The sequence below is a fragment of the Nocardiopsis sp. CNS-639 genome (assembly GCF_000381685.1).
GTDB lineage: Bacteria > Actinomycetota > Actinomycetes > Streptosporangiales > Streptosporangiaceae > Nocardiopsis > Nocardiopsis dassonvillei.
The window spans coordinates 98,641-114,844 of sequence record NZ_KB906870.1 but is presented as its reverse complement, the minus strand read 5'-3'; the positions used below and the strand labels follow the sequence as shown (position 1 = coordinate 114,844).

17 protein-coding genes and 1 pseudogene are annotated in these 16,204 nt (G+C 72.4%); 17 read left to right on the top strand and 1 reads right to left on the bottom strand.

Features of this window, described 5'->3' with window-relative positions:
* Window positions 1–15: 15 nt before the first annotated feature.
* Window positions 16–609 (top strand): RNA polymerase sigma factor, encoded by a 594-nt coding sequence (locus G011_RS0122585; protein ID WP_019610468.1) that lies wholly within the window; start codon window positions 16–18, stop codon window positions 607–609.
* Window positions 610–697: 88 nt separating this feature from the next.
* On the opposite strand, the gene G011_RS0122580 is transcribed toward G011_RS0122585, so the two are convergent.
* On the bottom strand, window positions 698–1,225 hold the full coding sequence (locus tag G011_RS0122580; protein WP_013155954.1) for an inorganic diphosphatase: 528 nt from the start codon (window positions 1,223–1,225) through the stop codon (window positions 698–700).
* An 86-nt stretch (window positions 1,226–1,311) separates the two neighbouring features.
* Here G011_RS0122580 and dacB point away from each other — a divergent pair, with 86 nt between their 5' ends.
* The 16 genes and pseudogenes from dacB to G011_RS0122505 all read left to right on the top strand — a co-directional run bounded on the left by dacB (window position 1,312) and on the right by G011_RS0122505 (window position 16,195).
* The gene (gene dacB, locus G011_RS0122575; protein ID WP_026338558.1) at window positions 1,312–2,679 is read left to right on the top strand and encodes a D-alanyl-D-alanine carboxypeptidase/D-alanyl-D-alanine-endopeptidase; all 1,368 of its coding nucleotides are present in this window, start codon (window positions 1,312–1,314) and stop codon (window positions 2,677–2,679) included.
* Window positions 2,680–2,853: 174 nt separating this feature from the next.
* Window positions 2,854–3,936, top strand: coding sequence for a zinc-dependent metalloprotease (locus tag G011_RS0122570; protein ID WP_019610467.1), 1,083 nt, complete (start codon window positions 2,854–2,856; stop codon window positions 3,934–3,936).
* The gene (tilS, locus tag G011_RS0122565; protein ID WP_019610466.1) at window positions 3,933–4,937 is read left to right on the top strand and encodes a tRNA lysidine(34) synthetase TilS; all 1,005 of its coding nucleotides are present in this window, start codon (window positions 3,933–3,935) and stop codon (window positions 4,935–4,937) included. Before G011_RS0122570 ends, tilS begins: the two co-directional genes overlap by 4 nt.
* A gap of 137 nt (window positions 4,938–5,074) precedes the next feature.
* On the top strand, window positions 5,075–5,629 hold the full coding sequence (gene hpt / locus G011_RS0122560; protein WP_019610465.1) for a hypoxanthine phosphoribosyltransferase: 555 nt from the start codon (window positions 5,075–5,077) through the stop codon (window positions 5,627–5,629).
* A 299-nt stretch (window positions 5,630–5,928) separates the two neighbouring features.
* Window positions 5,929–7,986 (top strand): ATP-dependent zinc metalloprotease FtsH, encoded by a 2,058-nt coding sequence (gene ftsH, locus G011_RS0122555; protein WP_013155959.1) that lies wholly within the window; start codon window positions 5,929–5,931, stop codon window positions 7,984–7,986.
* Window positions 7,983–8,582: a GTP cyclohydrolase I FolE gene (folE, locus tag G011_RS0122550; RefSeq protein ID WP_013155960.1), complete on the top strand. Its 600-nt coding sequence runs from the start codon at window positions 7,983–7,985 to the stop codon at window positions 8,580–8,582. The genes ftsH and folE overlap by 4 nt, the downstream gene beginning before the upstream one ends.
* A 219-nt stretch (window positions 8,583–8,801) precedes the next feature.
* Entirely contained in the window at window positions 8,802–9,704 is a 903-nt protein-coding gene (gene folP / locus G011_RS0122545) for a dihydropteroate synthase (protein WP_019610464.1), read from the top strand.
* Window positions 9,701–10,150, top strand: a complete 450-nt coding sequence (locus tag G011_RS0122540; RefSeq protein WP_013155962.1) for a nuclear transport factor 2 family protein — start codon at window positions 9,701–9,703, stop codon at window positions 10,148–10,150. Before folP ends, G011_RS0122540 begins: the two co-directional genes overlap by 4 nt.
* Window positions 10,150–10,506 (top strand): annotated as a pseudogene (gene folB, locus G011_RS32630) (dihydroneopterin aldolase); the annotation flags it as partial. The gene G011_RS0122540 and the pseudogene folB, both read left to right, overlap by 1 nt.
* Before the next feature lie 75 nt (window positions 10,507–10,581).
* Window positions 10,582–11,082 carry a 2-amino-4-hydroxy-6-hydroxymethyldihydropteridine diphosphokinase gene (gene folK, locus G011_RS32625; RefSeq protein WP_255342154.1) on the top strand — a complete coding sequence of 167 codons (501 nt, stop codon included), beginning with the start codon at window positions 10,582–10,584 and terminating at the stop codon, window positions 11,080–11,082.
* A complete protein-coding gene (locus G011_RS0122530; protein WP_026338557.1) occupies window positions 11,082–11,564 on the top strand; it encodes a DUF3180 domain-containing protein in 483 nt (160 codons plus the stop codon). Before folK ends, G011_RS0122530 begins: the two co-directional genes overlap by 1 nt.
* Before the next feature lie 171 nt (window positions 11,565–11,735).
* A complete protein-coding gene (locus tag G011_RS0122525; RefSeq protein WP_019610461.1) occupies window positions 11,736–12,182 on the top strand; it encodes a PH domain-containing protein in 447 nt (148 codons plus the stop codon).
* Window positions 12,183–12,344: 162 nt separating this feature from the next.
* On the top strand, window positions 12,345–13,961 hold the full coding sequence (locus G011_RS0122520) for a PH domain-containing protein (protein WP_019610460.1): 1,617 nt from the start codon (window positions 12,345–12,347) through the stop codon (window positions 13,959–13,961).
* Between the two features lie 245 nt (window positions 13,962–14,206).
* Window positions 14,207–14,446, top strand: coding sequence for a chaplin family protein (locus tag G011_RS0122515; protein ID WP_019610459.1), 240 nt, complete (start codon window positions 14,207–14,209; stop codon window positions 14,444–14,446).
* A 435-nt stretch (window positions 14,447–14,881) separates the two neighbouring features.
* A complete protein-coding gene (locus G011_RS0122510) occupies window positions 14,882–15,124 on the top strand; it encodes a hypothetical protein (protein WP_019610458.1) in 243 nt (80 codons plus the stop codon).
* Window positions 15,125–15,310: 186 nt separating this feature from the next.
* Window positions 15,311–16,195: a Rossmann-like and DUF2520 domain-containing protein gene (locus G011_RS0122505; RefSeq protein ID WP_013155969.1), complete on the top strand. Its 885-nt coding sequence runs from the start codon at window positions 15,311–15,313 to the stop codon at window positions 16,193–16,195.
* The last annotated feature ends 9 nt before the right edge of the window (window positions 16,196–16,204 follow it).

Genomic DNA, 16,204 nt, shown 5'->3' with positions numbered 1-16,204 from the left:
GTAGATTCTTGGTCTATGACGGACCGGGATCTTCTCCACGCCCTGCGCTCCGGCCGTACTCCGCCGGAGGACGCCTACGCCAGGCTTCTCGACGCGTACGGAGCGGAGCTGTACCGGCGCTGCATCCTGGTCCTGCGCGACCGCGACGCCGCGCACGTGGTGCTCAGGGACACGCTGATCGTCGCCCGCGCGCACATCGGTCGCCTCGCCGACGCCGACCGGCTGGGGGAGTGGCTGCACGCGCTCGCCGAGGTCGAGTGCGCCCGCCACCGGGCCAACGGCCTACAGGCCGGAGCCCCGGCCGAGCTGGGGCTGCCGGAGAACACCGCGCTGGTCCCGACGCGCGTGCTCAACGGCATGGTCGGCCCCGAACTCGACGGCTACCGCACGCACGTGGCCGTGCGCGCCGACCGCTTCGACCGCGAGGGCTTCCCCAAACCGCCGAGCGACCCGCTCCTGACCCGCGGCCTGGCCTCCCTGCTGCCCGTCGCCCTGGCACTGCTGTGCGCCCTGCTGCTGATCGTGCTGGCGGGGTACGTGCTCACCAAGGACTCCGCGCACGAGCCCCTGCCCGGCCCCGGGGCGGTCGCCTCGCACGGTCAGCGCTGAGGCCGCCGCCCGGACACGGCGCGGCCCGGCGGGGAGTCCTCCGCCGGGCCGTCGCGGCGACGCCGTGACACGTGTGTTCGGGAGCCGACTAGCTCTCCTTGACCTCGGAGATGTGCGAGGCGTCGCCGTGCACGCCGGCCTCCTCGGCGCGCTTGACCGAGGCCACGATCTCCTGCTCGGCCTCGTGGCGGCCGACCCAGGTGGCGCCCTCCACGGACTTGCCGGGCTCCAGGTCCTTGTAGACCGTGAAGAAGTGCTCGATCTCCAGGCGCTCGAACTCGTTCACGTGGTGAATGTCACGCAGGTGCTCCTGGCGCGGGTCCGTCGCGGGGACGCAGAGCAGCTTGTCGTCGCCCCCCGCCTCGTCGCGCATGCGGAACATGCCGATGGCGCGGGCCCGGATCAGGCAGCCCGGGAACGTCGGGGCCTTGAGCAGGACGAGGGCGTCCAGGGGGTCGCCGTCCTCGCCGAGGGTCCCCTCGACGAACCCGTAGTCGGCGGGGTAGGTCGTGGAGGTGAACAGCATGCGGTCGAGACGGATACGACCGGTCTCGTGGTCCACCTCGTACTTGTTGCGCTCCCCCTTGGGGATCTCGATCGTAACGTCGAATTCCATGCTGATCTCGGCTCCCAATGCGACTAATGTCGCCGTATAACTACAACGTCAGGCCGCTACACCGAAGGAAGGGCAGGTGCCCCCGAGTGCGACGGGTACGAGGCGAGGCGCTCCTCGCGCTGGCCCTGCTCAACATATTCGTGCTGATTGCCGGGTTTGTCGCCCTCGACGTGATCGGGGCGCGGCCCCTTCCCGCGGCGCCCAACCCGGTCACGGACGCCGAGGGCGTGGCGGCGGCGCAACCCGCGGCCTCGACTCCGGCGGACCCGGAACGGATCGCGGACATCCTCGATGATCCCATGTCGGATTCCGGGATCGAGGAGGGCCTCTCCGGTTTCGTCGTGGACGCCGCCACCGGTGAGACGCTCTTCGAGCTGGACCCGGACGCCCCCGTGACCCCGGCCTCGACCACGAAGATCGCCACGGCCGTCGCCGTACTGGACGCCGTCGGACCCGACCACGTGCTGAGCACCGAGGCCTACCTGGTTCCCGGACAGGACCGCGTGGTGCTGCGCGGAGAGGGCGACGTCACCCTGACCACGACCGCCGACTCCGCAGCTTACCCGCAGGTAGCGACCCTGAAGGAGCTGGCCGAGCGCACGGCGCGGGCCCTTGGCGCGGAGGGCGTCGACACGGTCTCCCTCGGCTACGACGACTCGCTGTTCACCGGTCCGGACACCGGCCCCGGCTGGAAGCCCAACTACGTCACCGAGGGCAGCACCGCCACGGTGCACGCGCTGATGATCGACTCCGGGAGGTCCTCCCCCGAGGCCAGCGGCTACGGATCGCGCGTGCCGGACCCGCCCCTGTTCGCCGCCGAGGCCTTCGCCGGACAACTGGAGGAGGCGGGGATCACGGTCGAGGGCTCGCCCACCGAGGAGCGGGCCTCCGGAGAGCCCGTCGCCAGCGTCGACTCGCCCCCGATGTCGGCGCTGGTCGAGCACATGATGCTGGCCAGCGACAACAACATGGCCGAGGCGCTGGGGCGGGTCACCGCGATCGCCCTGGGCGCGGAGCCCTCCTTCGACGGCGCCGCGGCGGCCACCCACCAGGTGATGGAGGGTCTGGGCGTGCAGGGCGTGCGGTTGTCGGACAACAGCGGCCTGAGCACCGAGAACAGGATCACACCGCGGGCCCTGGTGGAGCTGCTGCGGTTGGCCGCGAGCGACGACCGCCCCGACCTCAACGCCGCGATCACCGGGCTGCCCACGGCCAACTCCACGGGCACCCTGGCCAGCGGGGGCCGCTACTCGGCCTACTCCACGGCGCACGAGGGCGCGGGGCTGGTGCGCGGCAAGACCGGCACCCTGAACGGGGTGAGCACCCTGGCCGGGACCGTCCACGACCAGGAGGGCAACCTGTTCCTGTTCGCCTTCATGGCCAACCACCCCCAGGCAGTGGGCTCCCGCCTGGACCCCCTGGCCTCCGCGCTCAGCCAGTGCGGCTGCTCCTGACCGGCCACCACGCGCACGCCCCCGGCCGTGCGACCCGGCGGCGCGGAACCCCTCGGTGACACCGGAGGAACCGGGGAAATCGGTCGTCCTCAGGGTCATCCCGGGCGGTACCCGGAATTCCCACCCTGATCCCCGTGCCGTCCCGCGCCTCGTGGGTAGGCTGGCGGTGTGACTGTGATCGACTGGGACGTAGCCGTGAACACCGGTGTCCGCCTCGTGCGCCCGGGCCCGCAGGTGGACCTGTCCGACGCGCGGCAGGCCGTCGCGCAGTTGCGGGAGCTCTCCACCGTGGCGGCCGGGCACGTGCGCGAATTCACCGGAATGAACCCCCTCGAACCAGCGGGCCCCGCGGTCATCGTGGACCGCCCCGGCTGGATCCGAGCCAACGTCGACGGGTTCCGAGTGGTCATCGAACCCGTACTCGAACAGATGGGCGCCGACCGGCTCAACAACAGCCCGGCCGGGAGCCTGACCAGCGCGGTCGGCTCCCGGATCACCGGGGTGCAGCTCGGAGCGGTGCTCTCCTACCTGGCGGGGAAGGTCCTCGGCCAGTACGAACTCTTCCTGCCGCCGGACCCCGACGGCACCCTGCCGACCGGCCGTCTGACGCTGGTGGCGCCCAACATCGTCAACGCCGAACGCGAGATGGACGTCGACCCCCGGGACTTCCGCCTGTGGGTGTGCCTGCACGAGGAGACCCACCGCATGCAGTTCACGGCCACGCCGTGGCTGCGCGGCCACGTCCAGGGGCTCATGCAGGAGCTGCTCCTGTCGTCGGAGATGGACGCGGGCGACCTCATCGGCAGGCTGCGCGCCGCGGGCGAGGCCGTCGCCGACGCCGTCCGGGGCGGGGGCGAGAGCAACCTCATCACCGCCATCCAGAGTCCCGAGCAGAGCGAGATCATGGACCGGGTCACCGCGGTCATGAGCCTCGCCGAGGGCCACGGCGACTTCGTCATGGACGCCGTCGGCCCCGAGGTGGTGCCCAGCGTCGCCACCATCCGCGCCCGCTTCCAGAAGCGCCGCGAGTCCGCCAACCCGATCGACCGGATCATGCGCCAGCTGCTGGGCATGGACATGAAGATGCGCCAGTACGAGGAGGGCGCCGCCTTCGTCCGCGCCGTGGTGGCCGAGGTCGGCATGACCGAGTTCAACCGGGTGTGGACCTCGCCCGAGACCCTGCCCACCCTGGCGGAGATCCGCAACCCCACCGCCTGGGTCGACCGGGTCGTGCGCCCGGCCGCCGTCAACGAGTGAGCGGTCCGCACCCCGCCGTCGCCGCCGTGCGCTCGGCGGTCCGGCGGGTGCTGCGCGACCTGCCCGACGACACCACGGCTCTCGTGGCGTGCAGCGGCGGCGCCGACTCCCTGGCGCTGGCGGGCGCGGTGGCCTTCGAGGCCCCCCGCGTCGGCCGGGCCGCGGGGGCGGTCACGGTCGACCACGGGCTCCAGGAGGGTTCGGACCGGCGGGCCGAGGACGTGGCCAAGGTCCTGGCCGGGCTCGGACTCGACCCCGTCCTGGTCCGGACGGTGCGGGTGACCGGACCGGGCGGGCCCGAGGCGTCGGCCCGGCGCGCCCGCTACGAGGCACTGGACGGCGCGGTCGCCGAGCGCGCCCCCGCCGTGGTGCTGCTCGGCCACACGCTCGACGACCAGGCCGAGACGGTCCTGCTCGGCCTGGCCCGCGGCTCCGGGGCCCGCTCGCTGGCGGGGATGGCGCCGCGCGTCGGCCACCGCCTGCGCCCCCTGCTGGACCTGGACCGGGCCACCGTGCGCGAGGCCTGCGCCCGGATGGGTCTGGACGCGTGGGAGGACCCGCACAACCTCGACCCCCGCTTCGCCCGGTCGCGGGTGCGCCACGAGGCGCTGCCCGCCCTGGAGCGCGCACTGGGCCCGGGGATCGCCGCCGCGCTCGCCCGCACCGCGGGCATGCTGCGCGCGGACGCCGACACCCTGGACCTGCTCTCCGACGGACTGTTCGAGGAGGCGTCCGGCCCGGGCGGGGGGGACGGGCGGGACGCGCGCCCGGTCGGGCCCGTGCTGGCGGTGGCGCCGCTGGAGCGGGCCCCCGAGTCCCTGCGCACCCGCGTGCTGCGCCGCGCCGCGCTCGCCGCGGGCTGTCCGGCCAGCGCGCTGACCGCCCGGCACGTGCGCGAACTGGACCGGCTGGTCACCGAGTGGCGTGGTCAGGCCCACATCGACCTGCCCGGGGGCGTCCGGGGCCGCCGTGTCGCGGGCCGTGTCCGTTTCGAGCGCTGAGGCCCGGCCGCGCCCGGCGTGTCCGCCCCCGGGACGCGCCGCCGCGGGGGAGGGCGGGCCGGTCCGGCTCCGCCGTCGCGTTCGGCACGTTTATCCTGGTTGCCGCAAACGGGGAACCCAGCAGCGAGGACATCAGCGTGGACGCCAAAGACATGGGTCGGGACCTGGAGAAGGTCCTGGTCACCGAGGAAGAGATCAAGGCCCGCCTGGAGGAGATCGGCGCGCGCATCGACGCCGACTACGCGGGCAAGGACCTGCTCATCGTCGGTGTGCTCAAGGGCGCGGTGATGGTGATGGCCGACCTCGCCCGGGTACTGCACACCCCGGTCTCCATGGACTGGATGGCGGTCTCCTCCTACGGGGCCGGGACCACCTCCTCCGGTGTGGTCCGCATCCTCAAGGACCTGGAGACCGACATCAAGGACCGCGACGTCCTCATCGTCGAGGACGTCATCGACTCCGGTCTGACCCTGTCGTGGCTGATCGGCAACCTGAAGTCGCGCGGGCCCCGCTCGGTGGAGGTCTGCACGATGATCCGCAAGCCGCTGGCCTTCGACGTGGACCTGCACGTGGAGTACGTCGGCTTCGACCTGCCCAACGAGTTCATCGTCGGCTACGGCCTCGACTACGCCGAGAAGTACCGCAACCTGCCCTTCATCGGCACCCTCGCCCCGCACGTCTACGAGAGCTAGGACGGCGGGCCCGACCCGCCGCGGAAGGCGCCGTCCGGACTCCGTACGGGCTCGCACCGACCCGTACGGAGGCTGTGGGGAGCGCCACGGGAACAACGCGGTGGGGTGTCGTCGTTGCTTTCATGACGGTTCCCGTCCGGTCGTCCGTGCGGGCGTGCCCGTCCTCGGGGGCGAGGTGTACCGTCGAATATCCCGGCGACGTTCCGGGGAACCACGTGTCCGATAGGTCCTGCTTCGGAAACTCCTCTGGGGCGGGGCGGCCTGGTCAGGAGGGACGGACCCGACAGGGTTCCGCTCACATGAATCTGAAGCGTTTTTTCCGCGGTCCGTGGATCTGGATCCTGGCCGTCGGCCTCATGCTCATCATCGGCTTCCGCGTGTTCGACGTCGGTGGCGGTCCCCAACCCACGGAGACCGACATCTCGACCGTCCACCAGCTCATCGAGCGGGACGAGGTGGACAACGCCGAGATCGTCGACCGCGACCAGCGCATCGTGCTGACCACCGTGGACGACGAGATCTACGAGGCGTACTGGGTCGAGGGGCAGGGCCTCCAGCTCGCGGAGATGCTCCAGACCTCCCTGGACAGCGAGGGCTCCAACCTGGAGTCCTACGAGGTCTCGGTCGCCACCACACCGGTGTGGACCACCGCGCTGTTCAGCCTGCTGCCGCTGGTCATCATCATCGTCATCTTCTGGTTCATCTTCAGCCAGATGCAGGGCGGCGGCTCGCGCGTGATGAACTTCGGCAAGTCCAAGGCCAAGCTCATCACCAAGGACACGCCCAAGAACACCTTCGCCGACGTCGCCGGGGCCGACGAGGCCATCGAGGAGCTCCACGAGATCAAGGAGTTCCTCCAGAACCCGGCCAAGTTCCAGGCGATGGGCGCCAAGATCCCCAAGGGCGTGCTCCTGATGGGCCCGCCCGGAACCGGTAAGACCCTCCTGGCCCGCGCCGTCGCCGGCGAGGCCGGGGTCCCGTTCTACTCCATCTCCGGCTCGGACTTCGTCGAGATGTTCGTCGGTGTGGGCGCCTCCCGCGTGCGCGACCTGTTCGAGCAGGCCAAGGCCAACGCCCCCGCGATCATCTTCATCGACGAGATCGACGCCGTCGGCCGCCACCGCGGCGCCGGCATGGGCGGCGGGCACGACGAGCGCGAGCAGACCCTCAACCAGATGCTGGTCGAGATGGACGGCTTCGACGTCAAGGGCGGCGTCATCCTCATCGCCGCCACCAACCGGCCCGACATCCTCGACCCGGCGCTGCTGCGCCCCGGCCGCTTCGACCGGCAGGTCGTCGTGGACCGCCCGGACATGGACGGCCGCCGCGACATCCTCAAGGTCCACGCCAAGGGCAAGCCCATGGCGGACGACGTCGACTTCAACGTCATCGCCCGCCAGACCGCCGGGATGACCGGCGCCGACCTGGCCAACGTCATCAACGAGGGCGCCCTGCTGTCCGCGCGCGCCGACCGGAACGTCATCACCCACGCCGTCCTGGAGGAGGCGATCGAGCGGGTCATGGCCGGTCCCGAGCGCAAGACCCGGGTGATGTCCGACCGGGAGAAGAAGGTCATCGCCTACCACGAGGGCGGCCACGCCCTGGTGGGTCACGCGCTGCCCAACTCCGACCCGGTGCACAAGATCACCATCCTGCCGCGCGGCCGGGCCCTGGGCTACACGATGTCGGTGCCGACGGAGGACAAGTTCCTCACCTCGCGCTCGCAGATGATGGACCAGCTCGCGATGATGCTCGGCGGCCGCGCCGCGGAGGAGCTCGTCTTCCACGAGCCCACCACCGGCGCGGGCAACGACATCGACAAGGCCACCAGCCTGGCCCGCAACATGGTGACCGAGTACGGCATGAGCGAGCGCCTGGGCGCCCGCAAGTTCGGATCCGGCAACACCGAACCCTTCCTGGGCCGGGAGATGTCGCACGCCCGCGAGTACTCCGAGGAGATCGCCTCCATCATCGACGAGGAGGTGCGCCGCCTCATCGAGTCCGCGCACGACGAGGCCTACGAGGTCCTCGTCGAGTACCGGGACGTCCTGGACGACCTGGTCGTGGCGCTGCTGGAGAAGGAGACCCTGTCCAAGGCCCAGGTGCTGGAGATCTTCGCGCCGGTGGTCAAGCGACCCTCCCGCGGCTCCTACACCGGGTACGGCAAGCGCCAGCCCTCGGAGCGGCCCCCGGTGCGCTCCAAGAAGGAGCTGGCCGTGCTCAACGGCGCCGAGGTCCCGGGCGCCGACGCGGTGCAGGGCTCCACGGACGTCCAGGACCCCCAGGCGGTCCGGGGCTCCTCGACCAACGGACAGCTCCCGGGGCCGTCCGACAGAGGTGAGGAGGAGAGCTCGTGAGCCCGACCGAGGACCTGCCGCCCAGGTCCGTGGACCGTCCGCGCATCGAGCGCGCCGTCCGCGAGATCCTGCTCGCCATCGGCGAGGACCCGGACCGCGACGGCCTGGTCAAGACGCCCGAACGGGTGGCCAGGGCCTATGAGGAGCAGTTCGCGGGGCTGGGGCAAAAGCCCGGGGACGTGCTCACCACCGTGTTCGAGGCCGACCACGAGGAGATGGTCCTGGTCAAGGACATCGAGCTCTACTCCACCTGCGAGCACCACCTGGTGCCGTTCTACGGGGTGGCGCACGTGGGCTACATCCCCGGCGCGGACGGCCGCATCACCGGTCTGAGCAAGCTCGCCCGCCTGGTGGACGTGTACGCGCGCCGGCCGCAGGTGCAGGAGCGGCTCACCGGCCAGGTGTCGGACGCGATCATGGAGTTCCTCCAGCCCCGCGGGGTGATCGTCGTGGTCGAGGCCGAGCACCTGTGCATGACCATGCGCGGGGTGCGCAAACCCGGGGCCAAGACCGTCACCTCGGCCGTGCGGGGGATCTTCCGCAGCAGCGACCGGACCCGCTCCGAGGCGATGAGCCTGATCCTGAGCCAGCGCTAGGCAGCGGTTTCCTGGACCTCCGCTCCGCATCGGTCCGTGTTCGGGCGCCCGGACCGACCCGCCACAAGCCGAGACCGGTTCAAAACAGACCCGAGGGGTCTCCACCGCGAAACCCTCCCCCGCGACCGAGTCGCGGGGGAGGGTTTCGCGCCTCCGCGGACGGGCACAAGCCCCGGGCGCGCGCCTCCGGTTTTCCGGCGTACGCGTAGGGTGATCCTTATGGGGCCGAAACACACACTTCCGGGCCTGCCCGACCGCGGGCGGTGCCTGGTCATGGGGGTCGTGAACGTCACCCCCGACTCCTTCTCCGACGGCGGCGCGTGGTTCGATCCCGACAGGGCGATCGAACACGGGATGCGCCTGGTCGAGGAGGGCGCGGACCTGGTCGACGTGGGCGGTGAGTCCACCCGTCCCGGCGCGCAGCGCGTCTCCGCCGCCGAGGAGCTGCGCAGGGTCGAACCGGTCGTGCGGGAGCTCTCCGCGCGGGGCGTCGCCGTCAGCGTCGACACCATGCGCGCCGAGATCGCCGAGAAGGCCGTGGAGGCCGGGGCCGTGCTGGTCAACGACGTCAGCGGCGGGCTCGCCGACCCGGCCATGGCCCGACTCGTGGCTTCTTCCGGCGTTGCCTACGTGTTGATGCACTGGCGTGGGCATAGTCATGACATGCAGAGCCGTGCCGTGTACACGGATGTCGTCCAGGAGGTCCTCGATGAGCTCCGCGACCGTATGGAGGCCATGATCAGTGCAGGTGTCGACCCCGGACAGATCGTTCTGGACCCCGGGTTGGGATTCTCCAAGCGCCCCGAGCAGGCGCACAACTGGGCGCTGCTGCACGAGCTGGAGCGCTTCCACGAGCTGGGGCGCCCCGTGCTGGTGGCCGGATCGCGCAAACGCTTCCTGAGCCGCCTGCTCGGCGACGCCAAGGGCGAGGACCGCCCCTTCACCGAGTGCGACGCCGCCACCGCGGCCGTCACCACCCTGTCCGCGGACCGGGGGGCGTGGGCCGTGCGGGTGCACGACGTCCGTCCCAGCGCCGACGCCGTCCGCGTGGCGGCGGCCTGGTCCGACGGCGGCGCCCGTCTGGACGAGGGACGCGCCGAGCCGGTGGAGGGCCGCCTGTGAAGTCGCGGCAGGAGGTCATGGAGAGCGTGGCCGAGGCCAACGCGCAGTTCTACAGCGCCATCGAGAACGGCGACATCGACCTGATGCGCAGCGTCTGGGCCGAGGAGCACGAGGCGCCCGACCTGGTGTGCGTGAACCCCGGCTGGCCGCTGCTGCGCGGGCGCACCGAGATCATGCGCGCCTGGTCGCTGATCATGGCCAACGTCACCTACATCCAGTACGTGCTCACCGAGACCCACATCGGGGTCGGCGGCGACATCGCCATGGTCACGTGCGAGGAGAACGTGCTGACCGCCGAGGAGGACAGTCCCGGCTTCGTCGCGGGCGGCCAGGTGGTGACCACCAACCTGTTCGTGGACACCGACCAGGGGTGGCGGCTGTGGTCGCACCACGCCTCGCCCGTGCTCATGGAGGACGACGAGGACGAGGGAGAGGTCGAGGCCTGATGCCCGATCGCGTCGCGCTCCGCGGACTGCGGGCCCGCGGCCACCACGGCGTGTTCGAGTTCGAGCGTCGGGAGGGCCAGGACTTCGTGGTCGACGCGGTGCTGTACCTGGACACCGCCCCGGCGGCGGCCTCCGACGACGTGGGCGACACCGTCCACTACGGCCTGCTCGCCGACCGCCTGGTCGCGATCGTGACCGGGGAGCCGGTCAACCTGATCGAGACCCTCGCCGAGCGGCTGGCCCGGGAGTGCCTGGCCGAACCGCTGGTCGAGCGGGCGGAGGTGACGGTGCACAAGCCGTCGGCGCCCATCGAGCACGAGTTCGCCGACGTGGCCGTCACCGTGGTCCGGGAGCGGACGCGGCGCGAACCCGGCGACCTCGGGGACGCCCGGGACCCGGCGGGCGCGCAGGACCCCGCCAGGCGGCGCGCCGTGCTCTCCCTGGGCTCCAACCTCGGGGACCGGATGGCGGCCCTCCAGGGGGCCGTGGACACGCTGCTGGGCGGCGCGGACGCGCCGGTCCCGGTGGCGGTGTCCCCCGTCTACGAGACCGAGCCGGTGGGTGGCCCCGAACAGGGCGCCTTCCTCAACGCGGTCCTGGTCGTGGACACCGACGGTCCGCCCCGCGCCCTGCTGGAGCGCGCCCGCGCGGCCGAGCGGGCCTTCGACCGCGTCCGCGAGGTCCGGTGGGGGCCGCGCACGCTGGACGTGGACGTCATCGCGTTCGGGGACGTGCGCGACGACGACCCGGAGCTGACCCTGCCGCACCCGCGCGCCCACGAACGGGGGTTCGTGCTCCGGCCCTGGCTGGACGCCGACCCCGGGGCGCGCCTGCCCGGGAGGGGGCCGGTCGCCGACCTGCTGGAGGCCTGCGGTGAGCAGGGGCTGCACCGGCGCGACGACCTGCGGCTGCGTCTGCCGGGGCGGGACTGATGCCCCGGGACGAGGAGGGGCGGATGCGCCCCACCGGATGGCGGGTGCCGTCCCTGCTGGCGGTCGTCGGCGCCCTCACGGGGGTGCTGGTCACCAACTCCCTGCCGGGGCTGCCGCTGCTGCCGTGGTCGGCGATCCCGACCCTGGTGCTGCTCGCGGTCGCCGAGGGCTACACGGCGGGGCGGACCCGCAGGCGCATCCGCCGGGAGCCGGGGACCGAGCCGATGCAGCCGCTCAGCGCGGCCCGCCTGGTCGCCCTGGCCAAGGCCAGCGCGCTGTTCGCGTCCCTGGCGCTGGGCTTCTTCGCGGGGATGGCGCTGTCGGTGTCGGACACGCTGGTGCTGCCCGTGCACCGGGAGGTGTTCCTCACCGCGCTGGGCACGGCACTGTCGTCGGGGCTGCTGCTGGCCGCCGCCCTGTACCTGGAACACTCCTGCCGGGTCCCCGAGGACGACGATCCGCAGGACGGCGCCCGGTTCTGACGCCCCGGGGTCTTTCGCCCGGATTCGCCTGCGCGCCGCGTCGGTCTGCCGGTGCTTGCCCCCGGATGGTTGACTGGCTCCGTGGAGACCAGTGACACGACACCGCCGCCCGGGCCCTCCAGGCCGCTCGACGCGGCGTTCGCACCGCCCGGGGAAGCCTCCTGGAGCCGTGTGTCGCCCGCCCTGGCCTGGTACCGCCGGATCGTGGTGGGCACGCTGTGCCTGATCACCGGGGGCGGGGGCGCCGTGCTGCTGCTCGTGCGGGCCTCCTGGCCCTGGGCCGCCGCCTGGGCGGTTCTGGCCGCGGCGGTCCTGGCCGCGGGCTGGGTCCTGGCCGGGCTCTTCCGCCGGTCGTGGGGCTACGCGGAGGCCGACGAGGAGCTCTACCTCACCTACGGGGTGTTCGTGAGGCAGCTGGTGGTCATCCCCTACGGCCGGATGCAGGTCGTGGACGTCACCGCCGACCTCCTCGAACAGGCCCTGGGCATCGCCACCGTGCAGGTGCGCACCGCCGCCAGCACCGCGGACACCCGGGTGGTCGGGCTGCCGCTGGCCGAGGCCGTCCGGATGCGCGACCGGCTCGCGGCGCGCAGTGAGAGCTTCTCGACGGGGTTGTAAGTGCACGGACCAGCTCAGCCGCCGCAGGGTCCCCCGGGCCCGCACGTCCGACCGGGGCCCGCCGGGCCTCAGTGGTACCAGGGCCCTCCGGGCCCGCCCTTCGGGCCGCCCGGACCGTCGCAGCCGCCCGGTCCGCCGTTCGGTCCGCCGCAGCCGCCCGCCATGCTGCCCCCGTTCGGGTGGCGGCCCCAGCCGGCCCGGCCCCCGCGGCCGGAGGACGACGTCACCACGGGCGTGTTCCGCGCGCACTGGATGAGCGTCCCGCTCCAGGTCGTCGCGGTGACCCTGGTGTTCGTGGCGCTGGTCGGCCCCATCCTCAACACCTTCGGCTTCGCCTGGGTCGTGATGATGGCCGTGGCCGTCGTCTTCGGCACGCTCGCCTACGCCCTGCCCGCGTGGTGGTACGCCACCTTCGGCCTGCGCGAGGACCACCTGGTCGTCCACAGCGGCCTGGTCAGGCGCAGCTCGCGCGAGGTGCCGCTCAGCCGCCTCCAGGCGGTGGACGTGGTCCGGCCCCTGTTCCTCCAGGTGTTCGGCATGGCCGAGCTGCGCATCGAGCTGGCGGGCGGCGACGGGAGCGACATCCGGCTGCGCTGCCTGCCCCGCGTCCTGGCCGAGCGCCTGCGCGTGGCGGTCCTCGCACACGCCGCCGGACTCCCCGGGCGCTCGCCCGAGGCGCCGGAGTGGCCGTTCTACCGGCTGCCCTTCCTGCTGCTGCTCGGCGCGCTGACCTTCCGCGTGCCGGTCCTGCTGTCCTTCATCGCGCTGCTCATGCTCGCCACCGCGGGCGCGGTCTTCGCGGAACCGGGCGTGGTGGGCGCGCTCCTCCCGCTCACCCTGGGGCTGCTGCGCTACTTCTGGGGGCCCCTGGCCCGCTATACCGACTACTACGCCTCCCTCTCCTCCGACGGCCTGCGCCTGCGCTACGGCATGTTCCAGCGGCGCATGCAGACGGTCCCGCCGGGGCGCGTGCAGGCCGTGCGCGTGGTCGAGCCCCTGCTCTGGCGGGCCCTGGGCGTGGCCCGGGTCGAGGCCAACGTGGCCGGTTACGCGGGCGCGCGCCAGGCCGACTCGTCCACCCTGCTGCCCGTGGCGCCGCGCCGCACGGCCTTCGCCCTGGTCAACGAGCTGTTCCCGGAGAGCGAGGCGGCCCATGTGCCGCTCGTGCCCAACGACAGGCCGGTGCCGAACCTGATGGGCGTGGACGAGCACCTCTTCGTCAGCACGCGCGGCCTGTTCTGTCTGGTGACCGAGATCGTCCCGGTGGAACGCGTCCAGACGGCGCGCCTGGTGGCCGGGCCGCTGGCCCGCCTGACGGGACGTGTCGCGGTGGACGTGGACACGCCCCCGGGGCCGGTCCGCGCCAGGGCCCACGGGCGCCGGGCCCGGGAGGCGCGCCGCTTCCTGGACGCGCTGACCGAGTACGGGCGCCGGGCCCGGGTGCCCGCGGCGGGCACGGAGCGCTGGGCGACCCGAGCCACCCTCACCCGCCGGACCGGGACCGCGGGGCGGCCCTCCTTCGAGGAGGCCGGGTCCGGAGAACCCGTGTCCGCCGGGGCGTCGGCGCACACCGAGGACACGCGGGACCCGACGCGCGTCGAGGCCCCGGCTGCGGCCGCGCCGCCGCAGGGCGGCCGTCCGCGTTTCCTGGCGCCGGGGGCCGAAGGTCCCGAATACGAGGATCCGGGACCAGGGGTCGCGGAAACCGGGAAAAACGGCACCGCCGACACCTCCGCCGAGGACGGTACGGAGGGGACCCGGGACACCCCCGAACGCTGATGTGTCGTGCATCACATTAGGGGGTCCTCGGGCTCCCTTTTGTGGTTCACATGTCGGACATGGATGCGCACGGATGGTGATAATTCCAGCTCGCGGCCGTGAAATGCTTTCGCGTTGTGGCCACGCGGGGCGAGGGAGTATGGCTAAATGGTGACCGAACACGGGGAGTGTTCATTGTCATACGCATAGTCAATGGTATTGACCGGTTGGCGCCCCCCGCCAACCGGTCCGACGGGAGAAACCACATGCTGAAGAAGGCTTTCGCCGCCAGTGCCATCGCCGCCGCCGCTGCGGGCGTCCTGTTCACCGGCGCTCCGGCCATGGCCGTCGACGACGTCTCGACCTCCGGCAACGGAAGCATCCTGGGGGGCAACCAGCTCGTGGCCGACCTGGACGTGCCGATCAACGTCTGCGGCAACGCCATCGCGGTCCTCGGTGTGGCCGGCGCCAACTGCGTCGACTCCGGCGCCACCGTGAAGAACTAGTAGCAGTTCAGGGCGGCCCGACCCGGCTCCGCCGGGCGGCGGGCTCCCGGCCGAGGCGCCATCCCGTGACGACGGGGTGGCGCCTTCGTCGTGTCCGGGTCCCGCACCCGATCCTCCCGGATCCGACCCGCGAACCCCGTCCGCGACCCGCCCCCTTCCGCTCGGCCGCAACCGCAATTGTCGTCCGACTGGAAACCGTTCGGCCGGTGACGCTGCGCGCACGCGCCTCCCGCCGATGTCTGGGTCTTTGTCCCGAACACACCCGAGAGGCGCGCGCACGCAGTGTGAACATAAGGATTTTTCTCGTTATAAGGCCAGTTCAAAGCGGGGAAGCGAGGTCTTCCCGGGGGTAATTTCTTGAGCGGCTCCCCAGGGGGCCGCCACACAACCAGCCGTCCGGCGGTCCCCCCGACCGGACACAGAAGGAGACGCGCAGTGCTCAAGAAGACGCTCGCCACCAGTGCCGTGATCCTCGCCTCGGCCGGAGTCCTCCTCACCGCGGCACCGGCGGCCGCGAACATCGGCACCTGGACCTCCAACCACGATTCCGAATTCAGCGGCAACCTCTCCTACATCAACGGCCTGACGAACGGGAACGTGGGTTGCGGCAACTCCAACGCCGCCTTCGGCCAGTCCCTGGGCTCGTGCTTCAACACCGGGGTGATCATCCAGGACTGATCCCGTCGGCCCCGCGGAGGGGGTCGGCGCGCCGGGTGGTGGGGGCGGACGCGGTGTCCGCCCCCACACGCGTGCGCGGGGGCGGGTCGGCAGGTCACCGGCCGGGGAGGACTATCGTGTGCTCAGGCGCCCCGGCACGACAGGAACCGGACGCGCCCCACGCGTTCGGACCACGAGGGGGCACACATGGAGACGACGCAGGGACGTCCCGCCCGCCTGCGGATCGGCGTCATCGGATCCGGCCGGGTCGGCTCCGTCCTCGGACAGGCCCTCGGCCGGGCCGGGCACAAGGTCGTCGCCGCCTCCGCGGTCTCCGACGCCTCCCGTGCCCGCGTCGCCGACCGCCTGCCCACCGCGCGCGTGCTCGAACCGGCGCAGGTCGCCGAGGCCAGCGACCTCGTCCTGCTCACCGTCCCCGACGACGCCCTTCCCGAACTCGTCGAGGGGCTCGCCTCCACCGGCACCGACCTGCGCGGCAAGATCCTCGTCCACGCCAGCGGCGCCCACGGCTACGGTGTCCTGGCCCCCGCCACCCTCGTCGGCGCGCTGCCCCTCGCGCTCCACCCCGCCATGACCTTCACCGGGCGCGACGAGGACGTCGACCGCCTCGCCAACTGCGCGTTCGGCGTCACCGCGCCCGAGCAGCTGCGCCCCATCGCCGAGGCCCTCGTCGTCGAGATGGGCGCCGAACCCGTGTGGATCACCGAGGACAAGCGCACCCTCTACCACGCGGCCCTCGCCGGGGGCGCCAACCACCTGGTCACCCTGGTCTCCGACAGCGCCGCCCTGCTCGCCTCCGCCGGGGTCCCCGAACCCGGCCGCATGCTCGCACCCATGCTCAGCGCGGCCCTGGACAACGCCCTGCGGCTGGGCATCCACGGGCTCAGCGGCCCCGTCCTGCGCGGTGACGCCGGAACCGTCGCCGGGCACATCGAGCAGCTGCGGGAGAACGCCCCCGAGAGCGTGGCCAGCTACGTCGAACTCGCCCGGCTCACCGCCGACCGCGCCATCAACGCCGGAATGCTCAAGCCCGAGGACGCCGCGCGCCTGCTGGACGTCCTCCGCCGCTGAGACGCCGCC

Bases quoted from the DNA above. Each gene is read 5' to 3' on its own strand.
- G011_RS0122585 (WP_019610468.1), top strand. From the start codon at position 16: ATGACGGACCGGGATCTTCTCCACGCCCTGCGCTCCGGCCGTACTCCG.
- G011_RS0122580 (WP_013155954.1), bottom strand. From the start codon at position 1,225: ATGGAATTCGACGTTACGATCGAGATCCCCAAGGGGGAGCGCAACAAG.
- ftsH (WP_013155959.1), top strand. From the start codon at position 5,929: ATGAATCTGAAGCGTTTTTTCCGCGGTCCGTGGATCTGGATCCTGGCC.
- folP (WP_019610464.1), top strand. From the start codon at position 8,802: ATGGGGCCGAAACACACACTTCCGGGCCTGCCCGACCGCGGGCGGTGC.
- G011_RS0122530 (WP_026338557.1), top strand. From the start codon at position 11,082: ATGCCCCGGGACGAGGAGGGGCGGATGCGCCCCACCGGATGGCGGGTG.
- G011_RS0122520 (WP_019610460.1), top strand. From the start codon at position 12,345: ATGCTGCCCCCGTTCGGGTGGCGGCCCCAGCCGGCCCGGCCCCCGCGG.
- G011_RS0122515 (WP_019610459.1), top strand. From the start codon at position 14,207: ATGCTGAAGAAGGCTTTCGCCGCCAGTGCCATCGCCGCCGCCGCTGCG.
- G011_RS0122505 (WP_013155969.1), top strand. From the start codon at position 15,311: ATGGAGACGACGCAGGGACGTCCCGCCCGCCTGCGGATCGGCGTCATC.